Source organism: Spirulina sp. CCY15215, assembly GCF_016888125.1.
In the GTDB taxonomy this organism is placed as follows: Bacteria; Cyanobacteriota; Cyanobacteriia; order Cyanobacteriales; family Spirulinaceae; genus CCY15215.
Genome location: NZ_JACSWA010000443.1, coordinates 43763 through 63174 on the forward strand (window position 1 = coordinate 43763; position 19412 = coordinate 63174).

At 41.9% G+C, this 19412-nt stretch carries 14 protein-coding genes and 2 pseudogenes; 7 read left to right on the top strand and 9 right to left on the bottom strand.

The features are described 5' to 3' along the window. Window positions 1-2 precede the first annotated feature (2 nt). Window positions 3-152 (bottom strand): annotated as a pseudogene (locus JUI58_RS27755) (universal stress protein); the annotation flags it as partial. A 476-nt stretch (window positions 153-628) separates the two neighbouring features. Between JUI58_RS27755 and JUI58_RS27760 the strand changes: the two are divergent. Continuing rightward, window positions 629-3442, top strand: a pseudogene (locus JUI58_RS27760) (ATP-binding protein); the annotation flags it as partial. 27 nt (window positions 3443-3469) lie between these two features. Beyond that, window positions 3470-5518 (top strand): LAGLIDADG family homing endonuclease, encoded by a 2049-nt coding sequence (locus JUI58_RS27765; RefSeq protein ID WP_348539892.1) that lies wholly within the window; start codon window positions 3470-3472, stop codon window positions 5516-5518. Between the two features lie 59 nt (window positions 5519-5577). Here the strand turns inward: JUI58_RS27765 and JUI58_RS13695 are convergent, their stop codons facing one another. Both JUI58_RS13695 and JUI58_RS13700 read right to left on the bottom strand, forming a co-directional pair. Next, a complete protein-coding gene (locus tag JUI58_RS13695; RefSeq protein ID WP_204104356.1) occupies window positions 5578-5958 on the bottom strand; it encodes a hypothetical protein in 381 nt (126 codons plus the stop codon). Continuing rightward, entirely contained in the window at window positions 5955-6431 is a 477-nt protein-coding gene (locus JUI58_RS13700; protein WP_204104357.1) for a hypothetical protein, read from the bottom strand. Before JUI58_RS13700 ends, JUI58_RS13695 begins: the two co-directional genes overlap by 4 nt. 123 nt (window positions 6432-6554) lie before the next feature. Between JUI58_RS13700 and JUI58_RS13705 the strand changes: the two genes are divergently transcribed. Then, complete coding sequence (locus JUI58_RS13705) at window positions 6555-9386, top strand: CHAT domain-containing protein (RefSeq protein ID WP_204104358.1); 2832 nt, start codon at window positions 6555-6557, stop codon at window positions 9384-9386. 72 nt (window positions 9387-9458) lie between these two features. Here the strand turns inward: JUI58_RS13705 and JUI58_RS13710 are convergent, their stop codons facing one another. Then, window positions 9459-10733, bottom strand: a complete 1275-nt coding sequence (locus tag JUI58_RS13710; protein WP_204104359.1) for a response regulator — start codon at window positions 10731-10733, stop codon at window positions 9459-9461. Between the two features lie 5 nt (window positions 10734-10738). Then, window positions 10739-13486: an ATP-binding protein gene (locus JUI58_RS13715; RefSeq protein ID WP_204104360.1), complete on the bottom strand. Its 2748-nt coding sequence runs from the start codon at window positions 13484-13486 to the stop codon at window positions 10739-10741. A 71-nt stretch (window positions 13487-13557) separates the two neighbouring features. On the opposite strand from JUI58_RS13715, the gene JUI58_RS13720 reads away from it, so the two are divergent. Genes JUI58_RS13720 through rsmG form a run of 4 tightly spaced genes read left to right on the top strand, consistent with a single transcriptional unit; the run spans window position 13558 to window position 15728 of the window. Continuing rightward, complete coding sequence (locus JUI58_RS13720; protein WP_204104361.1) at window positions 13558-13734, top strand: hypothetical protein; 177 nt, start codon at window positions 13558-13560, stop codon at window positions 13732-13734. Window positions 13735-13791: 57 nt separating this feature from the next. Further along, window positions 13792-13977, top strand: coding sequence for a hypothetical protein (locus JUI58_RS13725; RefSeq protein WP_204104362.1), 186 nt, complete (start codon window positions 13792-13794; stop codon window positions 13975-13977). A 36-nt stretch (window positions 13978-14013) separates the two neighbouring features. After that, window positions 14014-14955, top strand: coding sequence for a putative 2-dehydropantoate 2-reductase (locus JUI58_RS13730; RefSeq protein ID WP_239121464.1), 942 nt, complete (start codon window positions 14014-14016; stop codon window positions 14953-14955). 32 nt (window positions 14956-14987) lie between these two features. After that, on the top strand, window positions 14988-15728 hold the full coding sequence (gene rsmG, locus JUI58_RS13735; protein WP_204104363.1) for a 16S rRNA (guanine(527)-N(7))-methyltransferase RsmG: 741 nt from the start codon (window positions 14988-14990) through the stop codon (window positions 15726-15728). Window positions 15729-15733: 5 nt separating this feature from the next. Here the strand turns inward: rsmG and JUI58_RS13740 are convergent, their stop codons facing one another. The 4 genes from JUI58_RS13740 to JUI58_RS13755 all read right to left on the bottom strand — a co-directional run bounded on the left by JUI58_RS13740 (window position 15734) and on the right by JUI58_RS13755 (window position 19069). Then, window positions 15734-16864 (bottom strand): tetratricopeptide repeat protein, encoded by a 1131-nt coding sequence (locus JUI58_RS13740; protein WP_204104364.1) that lies wholly within the window; start codon window positions 16862-16864, stop codon window positions 15734-15736. 170 nt (window positions 16865-17034) lie between these two features. Next, on the bottom strand, window positions 17035-17319 hold the full coding sequence (locus JUI58_RS13745; protein WP_204104365.1) for a YggT family protein: 285 nt from the start codon (window positions 17317-17319) through the stop codon (window positions 17035-17037). A 91-nt stretch (window positions 17320-17410) separates the two neighbouring features. Beyond that, complete coding sequence (locus JUI58_RS13750; protein WP_204104366.1) at window positions 17411-18436, bottom strand: low specificity L-threonine aldolase; 1026 nt, start codon at window positions 18434-18436, stop codon at window positions 17411-17413. Between the two features lie 21 nt (window positions 18437-18457). Further along, window positions 18458-19069, bottom strand: a complete 612-nt coding sequence (locus JUI58_RS13755) for a cupin (RefSeq protein ID WP_204104367.1) — start codon at window positions 19067-19069, stop codon at window positions 18458-18460. Window positions 19070-19412 lie beyond the last annotated feature (343 nt).

Here is a 19412-nt window from a genome sequence, read left to right on the forward strand (position 1 = left end):
ATCTATCGAAATAGCAACACGGGAAGATTGATACGGCGCAAAATTTGGGTCGTTGTGCTACCAATAACCAGATAGCGAATGCGTTTATGGCCATAAGCACCCATCATCAATAAATCAATATTGTTATTTTCAGCATACTGCGCGATCGCCTCGGGAATGAGAGCCAGTGCGACCACCATTCCTGCGAGAAGATCGGCTGGAATGTTTGCAAGCCAATCTTGTTTGAGTGTTCTAAAATTCAATGGGTCTCCCGTCGTGCCATTACAATACCGATCGCTCAATCCTTAAGAAAAGTTTACGTTCGGTGCGAGTTTAATTATCCATTGCCCCTGGATGCTTGGCAACCCAGCTACTATGAGTTTTATAAGTGAGAATGCCTCGGTAGGGGTTTGGTCTCCAAACCCTATAAGACAAAGTGGCCTTCATTTGCTATAATTAGGCTCGGCGATCGCTGCAACTGGAATTCCCTTCCCGAACTTTTCCCATATCCTCAAAATTATAGGGGTGCATCCCGAAATAAAAATCTCTTCAGAAGTCGATAATAACTTCATCTAGTCTTTTGTGCTATAATTTCTGAAGATTTTGCTATCGAGGGGCGAAACTCACGCTCCTAACTCAAATTTGAGGGATTCCCATGACAGACAATTACGGCGACGATCAGATTCAGGTACTCGAAGGTCTAGAGGCCGTTCGCAAGCGACCAGGGATGTATATTGGTTCTACAGGTCCAAGGGGACTGCACCATCTGGTCTACGAAGTTATAGACAACTCTATCGATGAGGCACTAGCGGGGTATTGTACCCATATTGAAATTGATATTAATGCCGATGGTTCCGTTACCGTTACCGATGATGGTCGAGGAATTCCCACGGGTATTAATTCCAAAACCGGAAAGTCTTCTGTTGAAACTGTTATGACAATTCTCCACGCTGGGGGAAAATTTGGCAGTGGTGGCTATAAAGTCTCTGGAGGATTACATGGGGTTGGCGTTTCTGTCGTCAATGCCTTATCTGAATGGGTTGAGATTAAAGTTTGGCGGGAGAATAAACTCCATACTCAACACTACGCAAGGGGAATTCCTCAAACAGAATTAATTGCAACACCCAGTCAAGAAAAAGACCGCACAGGAACTTCAGTGACCTTTCTCCCGGATGCCCAGATTTTTAGTGAAACGATAGATTTTGACTATCAAACTCTCACCGGTCGGGTGCGAGAATTGGCATATTTGAATGCAGGAGTTAAGATCTCTTTTGGCGATCGCCGTCCAGGGGAACCCCGCAGCGAATCTTACTGTTATGAAGGAGGAATTAAGGAATATGTCGCTTATATGACGCGAGATAAAACGCCTTTGCACGAAGATATTATTTATGTTGAAGGAGAGAAGAATGGCGTACAAGTTGAAGTTGCCCTGCAATGGTGTATTGATGCCTACAGCGATACAATTCTAGGCTTTGCCAATAACATTCGCACGGTGGACGGTGGGACGCATTTAGAAGGTTTAAAAACCGTCCTGACTCGTACCATGAATACTACTGCCCGCAAGCGCAATAAAATCAAGGAAAATGAATCGAATTTAGGGGGGGAAAATGTCCGAGAAGGATTAACAGCCGTAATTTCTGTAAAAGTTCCCGATCCGGAATTTGAAGGGCAAACTAAAACTAAATTAGGGAATACCGAAGTCCGAGGAATTGTTGATTCTTCTGTGGGGGAAGTTCTCAACGAATATTTAGAATTTAATCCTCACGTTGCTGATGCTATTATTGATAAAGCAATTCAGGCTTTTAAAGCCGCAGAAGCAGCCCGTCACGCCCGCGAATTAGTCCGCCGCAAATCGGTTTTAGAATCCTCTCCTTTACCAGGTAAATTGGCAGATTGTAGTTCTCGCGATCCGGAAGAATCAGAGATTTATATTGTCGAAGGAGATAGTGCAGGAGGTTGTTTTGTTGGAGAAACAAAAGTAGCTTTGGCTGATGGTCGTTCCCTCAGTTTTAAAGAATTAGTTGAAGAAGAAGCCGCCGGAAAACAAAATTTCTGTTATACGATTCGCCAGAATGGAACAATCGGAATCGAACAAATTCTCAATGCACGAATAACCAAGAAAAATGCAGAATTGGTTAAGGTAACGCTCGATAATGGAGAAGAGCTAATTTGTACACCCGATCATCAATTTATGTTGCGAGATTGTACATATAAAGCTGCTGCGGATCTAACACCCACTGATTCTCTCATGCCGCTTTATCGAAAACTTTCTGATATTAGCGAACTGGGTATTACAATCAATGGTTATGAAATGGTTTGGAATCCTAAGAGCAATTCTTGGTTATTCACGCATTTAGTTTCTGATTGGTATAATCGTTGGCAGAATGTGTATTGTCGGGAAGATGGGGAGCATTGTCATCATCTTGATTTTAATAAGCTCAACAATAATCCAACTAATTTACAGCGTCTATCGGCAATTCAGCATTTACAAATTCATCAAGAGCATCTAACAAAAACATTGCATCGTCCAGATGTAATTGAGAAATGTCGTCAAATTCATCAAACTCAGGAATTTCGCGATAAGATGAGCCAGCGAATGCAGCAGCCAAACACACAAAAAATTCTCTCACAACAAGCTAAATTACAGTGGGAAGATGAAAACTATAAAGTCTATATGATGAACAAATGGCAAGAATTTTACAATAGTAACGAAGATTATCGTCAGCAAAATCACGAACAGTTATATCGCGCACAACAAGAATATTGGAGTGAAGAAAAAAATCGAATAGCACAAGCCGAACGAGTACACAATTATTTTGTAGAGCATCCTGAAGTACGTCAAGCTAGTTCAGAGAATGCTAAAGAACAGTGGCAAAATAATGAACTACTGGAGTGGCGAAGTCAAAAAACTAAAGAACAATGGACTCCAGAATTTCGGCAAAAACGTCGTGCTGCGTTGAATCAAACTTATTACCGAAAAACAATCGCAGCGCTCAAACAAGTTGAAATCAAACATGGCAAATTGCTACTAGAAGAATATCAAGCATATCGCAAGAACACTCGCGATAAATCTTTACTCCGTTTTGATACATTTTGCGATCGCTATTTTGAAGGAAATGCTGAAAAAGCAAGAGAAGCAGTCTTGAATTATAATCATCGCATCGTATCCATTGAACGATTAAACGAAAAACACGATGTCTATGATATTGAAGTTCCTCACAGTCATAATTTTGCTTTAGCAAGTGGTGTATTCGTTCATAATAGTGCGAAACAAGGACGCGATCGCCGCACCCAGGCTATCCTTCCTTTACGAGGAAAAATCCTCAATATTGAAAAAACCGATGATGCCAAAATCTACAAAAATACGGAAATTCAATCCTTAATTACCGCCTTGGGTTTGGGTATCAAAGGAGATGAATTTGATGTATCACAATTACGCTATCATTATGTCATTATTATGAGCGTTGCTGGGGACGAACCTACTCTGATAATGGACGATCGCGGCAAAACAGAATTTGTTAATATTGGCCAATTTATCGATGATTGTGTTGAAGGAAAACGCAGCAGCGATCGCTATCAAGTAATTGCCTTCGATCCAGCCACAAATCAAACCCGTTTCCGTCCTCTTAAAGCTGTCATTCGCCACGGTCATAAAGAGCCAATGTACAAAATTACTACACGGTACAATCGCTCGATTAAAGTGACCTCTTCCCACAGCGTTTATGTTTACGAAAATGGAGAAGTGAAACTGAAAAAAGGTAATGAAGTGCGATCGGGAGATATCTTAGTTGCTCCTCGTCGTTTACCCCGTCCTTCTGACAGTCCAAAACAGATCGATCTTCTGCGAACCTTCTACGAAGCAGGTTTAACAAAATCTCTTTACCTGCAAGGAGAAGATGTTCGTAAAGTTTCCGGAAAGCGAGTTTTAGCTAAGGTTTCTCAACCGAAACAATGGAGCGAACCTCGGGTACAATTAGACCAAGAAGAATGGCAAAAACTCATTGCACAACGCAAAGCGGTAGGAGTTTCTCAACAGAAAGTCGCAGTAGCTTGTGGGGTCAAACAACCGATTACAATTAGTCATTGGGAACGCGGTATCAATCGCCCCATTTTATCCCACTTCTTGAGTTACTTAGACGCACTGGGAGGTAATGAAAATATTGTTTATGAAACGTTACCTTCCAAAGTTGATGAATTTATTGCTAATGATGACAGCAGTAAAAATGCCCGTTGGCGAGAAGTCAGTGCTTACAAACCAATGGATTATTTTACCCCTAGCGAATTAATTGAGTTAGGAGAGGAAGTTAAAATTGTTCCTCAAGCCCACATTGATAAAGCCTTCGATCGCTATTTACCCATCACGAAAGAATTAATGTGGTTTTTAGGATGGTACGTTGCGGAAGGAACGTTAAGCCAACATCAAGTTAGCCTCAATATAGGCAAAAAAGATGAAGAGTTCATTGAAGAACTGAAAAATGCGATCGCGTCGGTTTTTGGAGAAATACCGCGTTGTTACCACGACCCCGATAGCGATGGTATTAAACTCTATTTTCATAGTGTTGCAGCCGCACGGTTATTGAAAGCGTGGGGAGTCGCAAAAGTCGCCCACAAGAAGAAACTTCCCGATCTTGTTTTCAGTGTCAGTGAAGAATTACAATTGATCTTTTTAGAGGGCTATTTCTTAGGAGATGGAACAACGGCAGGTGCAAATCTTTCCTTTACGACAAACTCAAATCAATTGAAAGATGGCTTACTCTATCTTTGCGGTCAATTAGGCATTATTGCCACCCATACAAAACATCAACCCTCGACCCCTGAAGATGCGGAAATTCAAACTCGACATCCTTATTATTCCATTGCTATTTGTGGGAAAGAGCAATTGGAAGAATGCTGGCCAATTTGGCAGCGTCATAATAATTGCGATCGCGTGGAAGAATATCTCGCTAAACCTACTCGAAAACCCTTAGATTTTATTTCTATTAGCGATGATTTAATGGGTTTAAAAGTTATTACCAATGAAGAAATTGACCCAGTCGGTCAATACGTCTACGATTTCTCCGTTGAAGATGACGAAAACTTTGTTTGCGGTGTAGGTGGCTTAAGTTGTCACAATACTGATGCTGATGTAGATGGCGCTCACATACGCACCTTGCTTTTAACTTTCTTCTTCCGCTACCAACGGGATTTAATCGACCAGGGTTACGTTTATATTGCCTGTCCTCCCCTGTACAAACTGGAACGAGGACGCAATCATCAATATTTGTATAGCGATCGCGAACTGAATGCGGCGATCGCGGAATTCCCTTCTAATGCTAACTATACCATCCAGCGTTTTAAGGGGTTAGGAGAAATGATGCCCAAACAACTGTGGGAAACGACCATGAACCCAGAAACTCGAATGTTGAAGAAAGTAGTTATTGAAGATGCTGCGGAAGCCGATCGCATTTTCACCGTTTTGATGGGCGATCGGGTGGCACCTCGTCGTCAGTTCATTGAAACCTACGGACCCAAATTAAATCTCACAGACTTGGATATTTAGGTTTCTTTTGCATCATGTAGAGGCGTTTTCTTTGAACGTCTCTACAAGAACAAAAACAATCATTTCTTCTTTTTCTTTCCTTTTTTTATGTCCTTTTGTTGAGTTTGAGATTGTTTGTATCGATGTTCTTTGCTTTTGATAACTTGTATGACAGAATCGTGACGTTCTGGTGAGATAATGTCTTTTAAATGGATTGCTCCATCTTGATACATTAAATGTAACCTCCATCCAGAAATTTTATCAATATAAGCTCGATAAACAGCTGGATCGTAATTAGATACTCTATGTAGTTGAGTTTTAGAAAATTGTCTTTGTCGATGACATTCATTATCCTCGAGTTCTGCTAATACCTCCAAAAAATCATCTCGAAATTCAGATGGAAGGATTTTCCATGCCTCTCTAATTACACCATATTCATCGTATAAAACTTTATTTCTCATCTCTCTTGTATTCTTAATCGATCTAATTCTTCTTGGTAATACGATTCAACTAAACTTTTGAGAACTTTGTCACGATCGCAACTTGCAAAAACACGAAGAAAAGTAACGATTTTTTGAGAAAAAATGGGATCATCTACAAAAAACAAGAAAATTTTTAGTTTTGCATTGACTTTTAATAAATACAATGAAGGTGTATAGCTTAATAATTTTATACCTCGCACTCGTTTGATCTTTTGGATGAAAGATTTCAAGTTTCCCTCTTCAAAAAAAGTATCAATTTGTTCCAGTTTCCGTTTCACAATTTTGCGATCTTGTAAGGATAGTTTTTTTAGATCGGTGTCAAAAGATTCAGCAATATTGACAACAATTATTTTTTCCTCAAACTCCAAAGATAATTGTTCCGAACGAGATTCTACAAACATTCCCTTGTTACTCCTAGCGATCGCCGTAATCTTGCCTGAAAATTTAGGCAATTTTCTCAATATTTTTCAGTATAACCCGATCGCCCTTGCCAAAAACTCCTTATCGAGAGAAAATTTCCGGACTGAATGCGCTACAACTGGTAAATAGGCACAACCTCCCACATAGACCGAAATATGGTACTGGTTATCCTCGATCTCGATGGGGACTTGCAGCAAGGTACGGCTGTCACCCTAGAAATACGGTCAGAAGACAACATTCTTTCGACCCAAACTCGCACTAAGGGCAGTTTACCTCCAATGCCCGATTTGTTGCTACAGTACCGTAACTGGCAATCCTTGTATCATAATCTTTGGTTTGTCGGCCGTCTTGAAGAGACAGAAAACCAGATTTTTCAAGGATCGCCTCGAGAATTAGACTTGGCCTTTCGACAAACTTCAGAACACTTAGTCATTCAATTTAATCAATGGTTGCGATCGGACTCCTTTCGATCGCCTCGAGAAAAATTACTGGAAAAACTTTCTCCTCGCGCAGAAATTCGCGTTATTTTCCAAGTTAAAGATACTATTATTCGCCGTCTTCCTTGGCATTTATGGGACTTTTTCCATCGCTATCCTCAAGCAGAATTAGCCCTGAGTTCCCCCGCTTACGAACAAGTTGAAACCCAATTCAAACCCCGAAAAACAGCCAGAATTTTAGCGATTTTGGGGCATTCCCAAGGCATCGATATTGAAAGCGATCGCCATCTTCTCGCCGAACTCCCCGATACAGAAACAGTTTTTCTCGTTGAACCTTCTCGTAAACTTCTTTATCAAAAACTATGGGATGCAGAAGGCTGGGATATTTTATTTTTTGCCGGACATAGTTCTAGTTATCAAAATGGGGAAAAAGGCTATTTAGAGATTAATAAACAAGAGAAAATTGATGTAGGAGAAATGACCCATGCCTTAAAAAAAGCAGTCAAACAAGGGGTAAAAATAGCCATTTTTAACTCCTGTGATGGGTTGGGGCTAGTACGACAATTAGAAAGTTTGCATATTCCCCAAACTATTGTGATGCGAGAACCCGTCCCCGATCTCGTTGCTCAAGAATTTTTAAAGTATTTTTTGAAAGCATTTATAAAAGGAACTTCTTTGTATTTAGCAGTCAGAGAAGCACGAGAACGCTTGCAAGTTTTAGAAGATCAATGCCCTTGTGCTTCTTGGTTGCCAGTCATTTGTCAAAACCCGACAGAACTGCCTATTTCTTGGCAACAATTAATTGGAGGAGAGGCAAGAGAGAAAAGGCAACAGGAAACAGGCAATGGGGAACAGGAAACAGGCAATGGGGAACAGGAAACAGGCAATGGGGAACAGGAAACAGGCAATGAGGAAGAGGAAACAGGCAATGGGGAACAATTATTTCTCACTTGTCCTTATCAAGGATTATCGGCATTTTCTCAGCAAGATGCACCGTTCTTTTTTGGACGAGAAACGACAATTGAAAAGTTGGTGTATGCTGTTTATACTAAATCTTTAATCACAGTGATTGGTGCTTCGGGAAGTGGCAAATCTTCTGTCGTCTTTGCGGGAATGATTCCTGAAATTAGTGAAGATACTATTACGATCGCATTTCGTCCAGGCGATCGCCCTTTTAGAAGATTAGCGGAACAGTGTATCGATCGCCTAGAACCTCAACTCAAGGAAACAGAGAGACTCATTGAAATCAATAAACTTGCTACTGCATTAATCGAGAGAAAAATAAACTTAGACCATCTTAGCGATCGCTTTTTACAAAAGGATTCAGAAAAACGGCGTTTTTTGTTATTTGTCGATCAATTTGAAGAAATTTACACCCTGTGTGCGGATCGAGAAATGCGGCAGAATTTTCTACAACTCCTGATTGAACCTTTACTGTCCCACGCCGATTCGAGTTCTCAAGCAATTAATATGCAATCGCGACTGACGCTCCTTTTAACATTAAGAGCAGATTTCTTAGAACGCGCCCTTTCCTATCGTCCCTTTGCCGATCTTCTCTGCCAATATCCTCCCGAACTTTTACAACCTATGAACCGAGAAGAATTAAGGGAAGCAATTGAGAAACCTGCACAAAAATTAAACATTAAAATTGCCCCAGGATTGAGCGATCGCATTTTAGATGCTGTTGGTGAAGAAGCGGGGAATTTACCTCTCCTTGAATTTGCTCTGACTTTGCTCTGGGAGAGGCAGGAAGAGGGTGTTTTAACTCATAAGGCTTACGAGGACATTGGGGGGGTAGAACGGGCATTAGCGAGTCATGCAGAGCAGTTTTATCAGTCCTTAACCCCCGCAGAAAAAGCGCGATCGCAGGACATTTTTCTGCAACTCGTTCATTTGGGAGAAGCGATCGCCGATACCCGCAGAGTTGCGACCCGTCAGGAATTGGGAGAAGATTGTGATACTTTATTGCAAAAACTCGTAGAGGCGCGTTTAATTGTGCTTACAAACGCAAACATCGGACGAGATACCCCCCCCATCATAACCGTTGAATTAGTCCACGAAGCCTTGATTCGCGTTTGGGATCGCTTGCAACAGTGGATCGAAGACGATCGCAATTTTCGCACCTTTCAAAATCGCCTGCGTATCCATGCGAAGGACTGGGTTAATGCGGAGGAAGAAGAAGGAATGCTCTTATACGGTACACCCTCATTAGAAGCGCAACGTTGGTATAAAGAACGAGAAGAGGATTTAAGTCCGCCAGAAAAGCGTTTTATTGAAGCCAGTTTGGCCTTTCAAGAACGCGATCGCCGCGATCGCAACTCCCTGAAACAGCGTTTATTGGTCTTTTTGGTCGCGGGACTCAGTGTTTCCTTAACTTTGACCGCGATCGCTTTATGGCAATGGCATCGTGCTACAATTGGCAATATCGGCGTGAAATTAAACGCCCTCAGTACGGCATCAGAGCAGCTTTTTGCCTCTGAAAAAGAACTCGAAAGTATCAGGGAGAGTATTCGTACCGCCCGATCGTTGCAATCCTACCGAGCAAGTTAATCCCTATAATCGCATCCATGCAATTGCGGTATTACAATCGAAACAGATCCTATTTGTAACTAGCAACTTGGGTTAACTAAGGGATAAAGAAATTGCAAATTCTGTTCCCTCCCCTAATTTCGACGAACAGAAAATTTTCCCACCATGTTTTTCTTCAATGATTTGTTTTGCGATCGCCATGCCTAAACCGGTTCCTTTTCCCACTCCTTTTGTCGTAAATCCTTGTTCAAACATTTTTGCTTGCACTTCTCCTGGCATTCCTATCCCATTATCAACAATTCGGACAAGTACGTTTTGCATATCTTTACTTAATTCCGTACTAATGGTAATATAATTGGGAGCTTTTGTTATCTGTTCAAATGTTTTCCCTACATTACTTTCATCTAAAGCATCGATCGCATTGGCAATAATATTCATAAACACTTGATTGAGTTGACCGGGGAAACACTGCACCTCGGGAATATTTTCATAGTCCCTAATAATTTCGATTTCCGGTCGTTGTTCGTTGGCTTGAGTGCGATGTTTGAGAATAAATAAAGTGCTATCAATGCCTTCGTGAATATTAAAGGCGGTTTTGCGATCGCGATCCTCGCGGGAAAAAGTCCGCAAACTATTACTAATCTCGCAAATGCGATCGACTCCCACATTCATTGATGTGAGTAATTTGGGCAAATCTTGACGAAGAAATTCGAGATCGATCGCCTCCATTTCCTCTTGTATGGTTTCATCATTTTTAGGACATTTTGCCAATAACAAATCAATAAAATTTAGCAAATCCTGCACGTAATTTCCTGCGGGTTCAAGATTACCCTTGAGGAAATTAGTGGGATTATTAATTTCGTGGGCGACTCCCGCTATTAAGTTGCCCAATGCAGACATCTTTTCACTCTGAATCAATTGCAGTTGGGAGGATTGTAACTCGACTGTTTTTTGCTGAATTTGCTGTTCGAGATTTTGCGTCAAGCGATAGAGTTTGAGATGAGTTCTCACTCTTGCTAATACTTCTACTTCCTGAAATGGCTTGGTAATATAATCAACTGCCCCCAATTCTAGGGCTTTGACTTTACTCTCAGCATCCGCCAAAGCTGTCATAAAAATAACGGGAATATCGGCGTTGAGAGGGTTGGCTTTGAGGTGTTGGCAAGTTTCAAAACCATCCATTCCAGGCATCATAATATCTAATAAGATCAAATCCGGTCTTTCTCGTTCGATTTGTTGCAGGGCCCGCGTGCCACTGGTTGCGATCGCCACATCAAATCCAGCATCGCTCAGGGTTTGGCAGATGACATCTAAATTAGTGGGGACATCATCAACAATGAGAATTAAGCCTGTCAGCAAATCATTCATACTTTTTACACTTTTGTAGGATCGCTGGTAGCAATGCGGGCTTGAATAAGGTTTTCAATCTTTTCAATTTGGAATTGTTTGGCGAGATGCAATATTTCTGAGATAAAGGACTGATAGCGATCGCTTTGTTGTCCGATTTCCGCAGCAACCTCTTCTAATTGCTTGAGTCGTCCCTTCTGGGCTAATTCTAACAGTTGTTGTAAGGTTTCCAGGGGAGGGGAAACGAAATTGTTGTCAGTATTGTTGTCAGTATCCCGAGGCTCAGAGGAGGCAGGGATAGAGGTTTTCTCTGACTGCCAAGTGAGTTGGAGATGTTGCGCCAAGAGATTAAATAATTCCTCCACTTGTACGGGTTTAGCCAGAAAATCATCCCCCCCAGAGTCCAAACTTCTTTGGCGATCGGCTTCTGTTACCGATGCGGAAGAAACGATAACTTTTAACCCTTGCCAGCGATCGTCATGGCGCAGGCGATCGATGAATGCAAATCCATCCATAACGGGCATAGCTAAGTCTGTGATGATTAAATCAGGAAGGTTGAGTTGTAATTTTTCCAACCCTCTTTGCCCGTTTTCCGCTTCAGTGACAACAAAGCCTAACGGTTCGAGTAAATTGACGATGATAGCACGGTTTTCCCAGCGATCGTCCACAATCAGGATCTGACGCTTTTCTCCTTCATAACCGATGATATTATTCGCCAGTAGGGTTTGTTTCCGACTCCAATCTTGCGCTAAGGGAAACTCAACCTCAAAAAAGAATTCGCTACCTTTTCCCAATTGACTCTTAACTTGAATTTCCCCTCCCATTAACTGAATAATGCGGTTGCTAATGGCGAGTCCCAGCCCTGTCCCTTCGGCTTGACGAGTTTTATCTCCTACTTGCTCAAAGGCTTGGAATAGCTGGCTTTGATGCTCTGGGGCAATGCCTACTCCTGTATCGATGACGGCAAAACGGAGTTGTGTGGCGCGATCGCTGGCGGATAATTGTTTGACTTGCAATGTTACCCCACCGCCATCGGTAAATTTAATGGCATTACCCAAAAGATTAATTAAAACCTGACGCAGGCGTTTTTCATCGGCTTCAATGCCCATCGGTAAGTTTGCATCGGGTTGGTAATGGAAATCAAGTCCTTTTTGTTGGGCGCGAATTTGGCAAATTTCCACCACTCCTTGCAGTAAAGCGGGCAAATACAAGGCTTTGGGAGAGAGTTCTAGTTTACGCGCCTCGATTTTGGAAAGATCCAAGATGTCATTAATCAAATTGAGCAAATGAGAGCCGCATTGATGAATGATGTTAATGCCGTGGCGTTCTTTTTCCGGTAAAGTTTTCGATCGCCCTAAAATTTGAGCATAGCCGAGAATACCATTGAGGGGCGTTCTGAGTTCGTGGCTCATATTGGCGAGGAATTCACTTTTGGCTTGGTTAGCACCGTCTGCTTCTTCTTTGGCTTGTTGGAGTTCAAGCGTTCGTTCTGCGACGCGATCTTCGAGTTGAGTGAAGGAGGTTTTCAATTGTGCCGCCATTTGGGTAAAAGATCGCGCTAATCCTTCTAATTCTCTAATTCCCTGACCTTTGACCTCGCGATCGAGGTCTCCAGAGGCGATCGCTTTGCTGGCTTGCTGTAAGTTGAAGATTGGCCGGGTAATCCAGCGAGAAGTATAGAATCCTAACAGAGTCGCCACTACTAAAGCCCCCAAACAGAGCAAAATCGTGGTGCGGGTATTGGCATTAATTTGCGCCATGAAATCCGACTCAGGGACAACGATCGCCACCAACCAATCAATGCCTTTCTCGTCTTGGAAAGGAACAACCCGGAGAAATTGGCGATCGCCATCTAGTAAAAACTCAGCCGCTAAGGGGCGATCGATCTGACTTAATTCGCCAAACTCACCTTTTAAATACTGTGCGGTTTGCTTGAGGGTGGGGTCTTCACTGTCCAGAATATTGAGTCGTTCGGCGTTATCATCGACAATTTTATAAGGCTTTTCTGAACTAGAACTGGCAATAATCTGCCCATTCCGCTCCAGTAAGATAATACGGCCAGATGGACTCACCTCGATACTTTGCAGAAATTCACCAATGTCCGAGAGAATCAAATCGACCCCAACAGCACCGATTAAGCGATCGCTTTCATCATACAGGGGACGACCCGCCGCCAGAGCCATAATTCCCGATTTCCCACTCCACAGATAAACCTGACTCCATACTGACTTATCTTGTTTAACGGATTCACTATACCAGCCTTCTTCGTGAGGAGCGACAACATAATCGGCGGTTTTCTTTGTCCAGTTGTCTTGTTTATCTCTAAAATAATGATGGAGTTTACCATCTGTATTCGGCGAATATTCGGCAACTAAAGGGCGATCGTCATCGACATATCCGGCTCCCGCAAATTCTCCCGTGACGAGAGAATAATTGATAAATCCCACATCAAAAGAGTCAAGTTGACTCCAAAAAAACTTGCCAATTTTGACAAGTTCTAGAGGTTGGAATGATCCTTGCTCGATCGCATTGGCATTGATATCATTAAGTTGATATGCGGACTGTAAATAATCGTTGAGGTGTTGGGCGACAAGTTGATTGGTTTTGCTCATTAATTGGTCAGCCAAATCTGTAACGGCTTGCTGACCATTTTTAAAAGATAAATATCCCGTCAGTCCCACTGCGGCAAAAATTTGCAACACGAATGGCACAATGAGAATGGCTCGTAGATTTACGCGGCCAAGGCGATCGCCTTTTCTCTTTAATAAAGACATTCTGCGAGAGTCCTCCATTTTAATTTCCTTTATAACACTTAATATTAATTTTGTAAATTTTTGCAACTAAATTGAGCAATATTGCCAATTTAACGAGTGAATTAGACCGAATCAGCCAACAAGTAGAAGGCGATCGCGCGATGCTAACCAGTGGGATACAAGTTATTGCTGATATGGCCGCAGAGATGAGAAGTTTGCGGGTAGACCACGATCGCGTTATTCAGCATCTTTGTAGTGAAGAGAGGTAGCAGAAATTAAATAAGAATCTATAGGATATAATTGCTTATTGTTGATTATTCATTAAAATGACTCGCGGAAAAATTCTGGCTATTATTACCGGAGCAATTTCTATCTTTTTAGCTCTTGTCTATTTGATTTTAGTTGAATTGCTCGACTTTCGGGGGGAAATGATTCCCGCTCCTGTTACAATGTTCATCTTTGGGAAAGATATTATTTCACAAGAGGCGATCGCCTCTCTTTTCTGGTTCTAAGTTCTCCAAATTTTGATTAGTAAAGTTTAGCTTTTCATGGGATTTATGCAAAGTTATGCCATTATCGGAACTGGTGCAGTGGGAGGGTATTATGGAGCTTGTTTGCAAAAGGCGGGTTTTCCTGTTCACTTTCTCCTCCGTAGCGACTACGATCGCGTTAAAGAAAAAGGCTTGATCGTTGAGTCTATTTACGGAGATTTTACTCTACCTCGGGTTAATGCCTATCGCGATCCGTCACAAATGCCTCAATGCGATGTCATTATCGTGGCTTTAAAATCTACACAGAATCACCTTCTTCCTCAGCTTCTTAAGCCTCTAGTGGGGGAGAATAGTATTATTATTCTTTTGCAAAATGGGCTAAATTTTGAAAGGGAAATTGCCAAAATCTTCCCGCAAAGTTTTATCATGGGAGGATTATGTTTCATTTGTGCCAATAAAATCACTGCGGGTCATATTCGTCATCTCGACTATCAAGAAATTGTTTTAGCTGAATATGCCTTAAACTATCAATCTTGTGGAATTACGGGACGAATGGAGGCGATCGCCAAAGACTTCCAGAAAGCGAATGTAAAAATTGCTTTAAAAGCAGACTTATTACAAAGTCGTTGGGAAAAACTCGTTTGGAATATTCCCTACAATAGTTTATCGGTAATTCTCAATGCAACTACCCAAGCAATAATGGGCGATCGCCATAGTCGTCAACTCGTGGAAGCAATAATGCAGGAAGTGGCGATCGGTGCGAGAAGTTGTCAGCGAGAAATTAGTGCAAGTTTCATTGTAAAAATGTTGTCTCATACTGAAAACATGAAACCCTATTTAACCAGTATGAAATTAGACTATAATTTTAAACGACCGTTAGAAATCGAAGGAATTTTAGGTAATGCGTTGGAAATGGCAAGAGAAAAAGCAACTGAATTGCCCAAAATCTCCATGCTTTATCAACAACTTAAATTTTTAGATACTCAAAACCGAAAATAATATTTTTGATGGGCTTTGCCTATCCTATAGCGATGAATGAAGTATGTTTAGATATGGCGATCGCGCAAGAAATTTTGCAAATCTCGAACTGGCAACCAGAGGAAAAACACCTACAACAATTTCAACAATTATACGCACAAATTATCTTAAAAAATAAATCTAGCAATCTCACGGGAATTACGGAACCCCAAGACTTTCTCGAAAAACATATTTGGGATGCGATCGCCGGAATTTCTCCCTTAGAAATATTGGGTCAAGAAGATGAAATGAAAACGGCGATCGATATTGGTACAGGAGGAGGTTTTCCTGGAATTCCTATCGCGATCGCCTGCCCAAACTATCAGATAACGCTTTTAGATTCAGTGCGTAAAAAAATGCTGCTTTTAGATGAGATAATAACAGCATTAAACCTACAAAATGTCAAGACTTTAATCGGACGTGCCGAGGAAATCGGACAAGATACAAACCAGAGGGAATCTTACGATTTAGTCTCGATTAGAGCCGTAGCATCTCCCTCTGTTTGCGCTGAATATGCCCTCCCTTTATTGAAAATAGGCGGTATTGCAATTTTATATCGAGGACAGTGGCAGGAAGAAGAAACCGAAAATTTAACTCCTGTTGTCACAAAGTTAGGCGGCCAAATTCAATCGATCGCCTCTTTTCAAACTCCCTTAACCAACAGTATTCGTCATTGCCTTTATTTAGAGAAAAAAGTACCAACTCTCCCTCAATATCCGCGTCGAGTTGGTATTCCCACTAAACACCCACTTTAACAGATTTAATCCCAGTCTTTTAACAACTCATTCACTCGGGCGACTCCTTCGGAATTATTTTGTTGTTGATACAAAGAAAGAGCAGTTTTTAAAGAGGCGATCGCTTCATCTGTCCGTCGTCGTCCTTTCAAAGCAAGCGCTAAATTGTAGTGCGCTAACGCATTATTGGGGGCAAGTTCTACAACTCGACGATAAGAAGATGTTGCCATTAAAAACATATCTCGACTCAGCCAAAATGTTCCTAGGGCAAGATGGGCATCGGCTGAGTTAGGAGCCAGATAAGTCGCTTGACGAAATGCCTCTTCTGCGGCCTCCATTTCTCCTTGAGTTTGCCGGATTTTCCCGATCTGAATCTGAACTTGAGGATTATCGGGTTCGAGGCGCAAAACCTCTTCTAAAATAGCAACCCCGCTATCATAATCTCCCTGTTGGAGCAGGGCAACGGCTAAAGGAAGTTTGATTTTGACTTCGCTAGGATATTCGAGTTGTGCTTTTTGCAGTAGCGCGATCGCTTGGGAAGGTTGTCCTTGTTCGAGAAGAACGACCCCGATCGTCCCGTAAATATCGCCGCTATTCTCGAAGTTCTGAACGATACGTTGGTAGGTTTGGATCGCCTCGTTATAGTTGCCCAAACGCAACTGAGCGACGGCCAACCCTAAATAGTTATCTTTATTCTTGGGTGCGATGGCGATCGCCCGTTGATAAGCGGTTACTGCACCTGTATAGTCTCCAGTTTTTGCCGACGCATAGCCCAAACCATAATAAAAATCAGCATTATTCGCCTCGAGTTCTACGGCTCGGCGATAGGCAGTGACAGCAGCCGAATAGTTTTCCCGGTTAGCTTGTAAGTAGCCCAGTCCAGAGAAAATGCGCGGGTTATTGCGATCCAATTGTGCGGCTTGTTCGTAAATTTGAATCGCTGCGTCGTAATTTCCAGCCTCCGAGAGTTCCCGGCCTTGACGCAAAAGGGCGCTCAATTGACTGTTGGTGGCGTTTTGAGAGAGTAAAAGGGTTTCATTACTCGGTTTTGGGGCTGCAATACCCTCGGGTGAGGAGGCGATCGCGGGAGCAATTCCCACAACTACCGAGCAGGTCAAAGCCATGCCGACTATATTGGTGAAAAATCTGATACCCATTAGTTTGTTTTGGTGTGTGTGAGGTAAATCTCAAAGAATCTTAACATCTCTCAGGAATTTGAGAGAATAACCTCCGAAAAAAAAGCAAGCCGTTATCGTGCGGCTTGTTGTCTGAGCTTGCTACATTGGCTTGCTACATTGGCTTGCTACATTGGGACCTAGAGCCTATCTTAAAGTAAAGTTCTTAATAAACCTTGTTGTCCGACCAAAATTTCCCGGAGAAGTGAAACAATACCCACCCAAATAATAGGTGAAATATCAACACCTCCAATGGGTGGAATAATTTTGCGAGTCGGAATCAAAAAAGGTTCTGTGGGAATGGCGATCGCCTTGAAAGGAAAGCGCGTTAATTCAACTTGGGGATACCAGGTCAGAACAATCCGAAAAATAAACAAAAAGATAGTTAAACCCAGTAAGAGATTGAGAGCAATTAAGACAAAATCAGCAATATTCATATAACTAAAAATCGAATTCAATATTTTCTCATTCTATTTTATCAGTCTAGACAAAAAAATACTTTTTTCTCTTGCCTGTCGTCTATCTTCCTCAAATCGCTTCCTGAATATCTTGTATTAGCTCATCGATTCGCGATCGCCTTGTCTCCCAAGAACACATAAAACGAACATTTCCAACCCCAATAAACGTATAGAAATGCCATTTTTTTGCTCTTAAGGCAGAAATAACGCGATCGGGTAACTTGACAAAAATAGAATTTACTTCTCTGGGAAACATTATTTCGATATCGGGAATCTTCTTTAATTCCTGTTCAAAATACTCAGCAGATTGATTCGCGTGTCGAGCATTTTTAAGCCAAGCATCCGTTTCTAAAATCCCCAAAAAAGGGGCAGAAATAAAGCGCATTTTTGAGGCTAATTGCCCTCCTTGTTTGCAACGATAGGAAAAATCTTCAGCCAAATCTTTATTAAAAAATAAAATTGCTTCTCCCAAAGGCAACCCATTTTTTGTTCCCCCAAAACACAAAACATCGACTCCAATTTTCCAAGTTAGCTCCGCAGGAGTCACATTCAAAGCAGCAACAGCATTGGCAAATCTTGCCCCATCCAGATGAACTTTTAAATCATACTGTTGGGCGATCGCGTGAATGGCTGCCAGTTCCTCCAGAGTATATAATGTGCCTAATTCCGTTGCTTGAGTCAGGCTAATTACTTTTGGTTTGGGATAGTGAATATCTCTGCGTTTGGTCACGAGAGACTCGATCGAATCTGGTGTTAATTTGCCCTGTTCCCCATGACCCAATAATAGTTTAGAACCATTTGAGGTAAATTCTGGCGCTCCACATTCATCCGTCTCAATATGGGACAGTTCGTGACAAATAACACTATGATAAGATTGGCACAAAGAAGCCAACACCAAAGAGTTTGCCGCAGTTCCATTGAATACGAAAAACACTTCGCAATCAATTGCAAAAAGTTCTCGGAAATAATCTGCCGCTTTTTGCGTCCACTCATCTTCTCCATAAGCTAAAGCACTATCTTGATTCGCTTTGAGAAGATAATCCATTGCCTCGGGGCAAATTCCCGCATAATTGTCGCTGGCAAATTGTTCGAGCATTGTTTGGGGGACTAGCAGAAATTAAAATGTTTTGGCTGTGCGAGCTTTAGGATCGAAGACAAAACGGCGATCGTAAATGGTCATGCCGTATAAATTAAAAGAAATAGTCGGTTTTTCTCCCATTGCTTCGACACAGTGAATGGCATCCGGTAGGAAACAGATAATATCCCCCGATGAGAAAGTGCGATCGCCTGCCCTTTCAATGCGATCGAGGTTTTCGGCATCCGGCGATCGCTTCCAAAAAGTATTTTTTTCCTCACCATCCAACAACATCACCAGTCCCCAAGTCGCATGATTGTGAATGGTCGAAACTCGTCCCCCTTCCCATGAAACCATTTGTACTGTAATTGGGTATCCAGGTTCGTCATAAAGCATAGAAACAGCCCAGCCCTTTTGAGGATCTGGGAATGTATATTGTAGTTGTAGCCAAGGCGAATCATCCATTAAGCGCCGGACTCGGGGACAGATTCGCTTGAGACGCTCGGCATCATCGTCAAAACGAGCGAGAATGCTATCGAGATCGGCGAGAAATTGATACAAGCGATAGGGAGTTGTCAGGATTTTCTCATCCTCTGCGGCTTTTAACTCTTGACAAGTACCGTGGTCTGTGACCAACCAATTCCGACCGTTCATTAGCTTTCCTTTTTGTATCAAACAATGTTTCCATTTTTCCTTTATAAACTATACCTCTCCTGCGATCGGGTATTTACTTTTTAGTGGGAATGGTCTTTTTTAGCAGTTTTTTCGGTAGAGTCATCATAAAAAACTTTTTTTTTGTTGACTTTGATTAGATAAATTAATATCTTTTTAGGTCTTTTTCAGTTTTTTCTCAGTCATCCGAGAATTTTATTTGCTATATTGTTGTCTACGCTGAAGCAATGTCAGGAACCTCAGCCTAAAGGCGTGAGGCTTGAAAGAGAAATCTAACAAGCCATTCTGACCAGACTAAGTACCCCGCGTACTACGTTATTTGGGT

Coding starts and splice junctions, on each gene's coding strand:
- JUI58_RS27765 (WP_348539892.1), top strand. CDS start 3,470: ATGGACGATCGCGGCAAAACAGAATTTGTTAATATTGGCCAATTTATC.
- JUI58_RS13695 (WP_204104356.1), bottom strand. CDS start 5,958: ATGAGAAATAAAGTTTTATACGATGAATATGGTGTAATTAGAGAGGCA.
- JUI58_RS13705 (WP_204104358.1), top strand. CDS start 6,555: ATGGTACTGGTTATCCTCGATCTCGATGGGGACTTGCAGCAAGGTACG.
- JUI58_RS13710 (WP_204104359.1), bottom strand. CDS start 10,733: ATGAATGATTTGCTGACAGGCTTAATTCTCATTGTTGATGATGTCCCC.
- JUI58_RS13715 (WP_204104360.1), bottom strand. CDS start 13,486: ATGTCTTTATTAAAGAGAAAAGGCGATCGCCTTGGCCGCGTAAATCTA.
- JUI58_RS13725 (WP_204104362.1), top strand. CDS start 13,792: ATGACTCGCGGAAAAATTCTGGCTATTATTACCGGAGCAATTTCTATC.
- JUI58_RS13730 (WP_239121464.1), top strand. CDS start 14,014: ATGGGATTTATGCAAAGTTATGCCATTATCGGAACTGGTGCAGTGGGA.
- rsmG (WP_204104363.1), top strand. CDS start 14,988: ATGAATGAAGTATGTTTAGATATGGCGATCGCGCAAGAAATTTTGCAA.
- JUI58_RS13740 (WP_204104364.1), bottom strand. CDS start 16,864: ATGGGTATCAGATTTTTCACCAATATAGTCGGCATGGCTTTGACCTGC.
- JUI58_RS13745 (WP_204104365.1), bottom strand. CDS start 17,319: ATGAATATTGCTGATTTTGTCTTAATTGCTCTCAATCTCTTACTGGGT.
- JUI58_RS13750 (WP_204104366.1), bottom strand. CDS start 18,436: ATGCTCGAACAATTTGCCAGCGACAATTATGCGGGAATTTGCCCCGAG.
- JUI58_RS13755 (WP_204104367.1), bottom strand. CDS start 19,069: ATGAACGGTCGGAATTGGTTGGTCACAGACCACGGTACTTGTCAAGAG.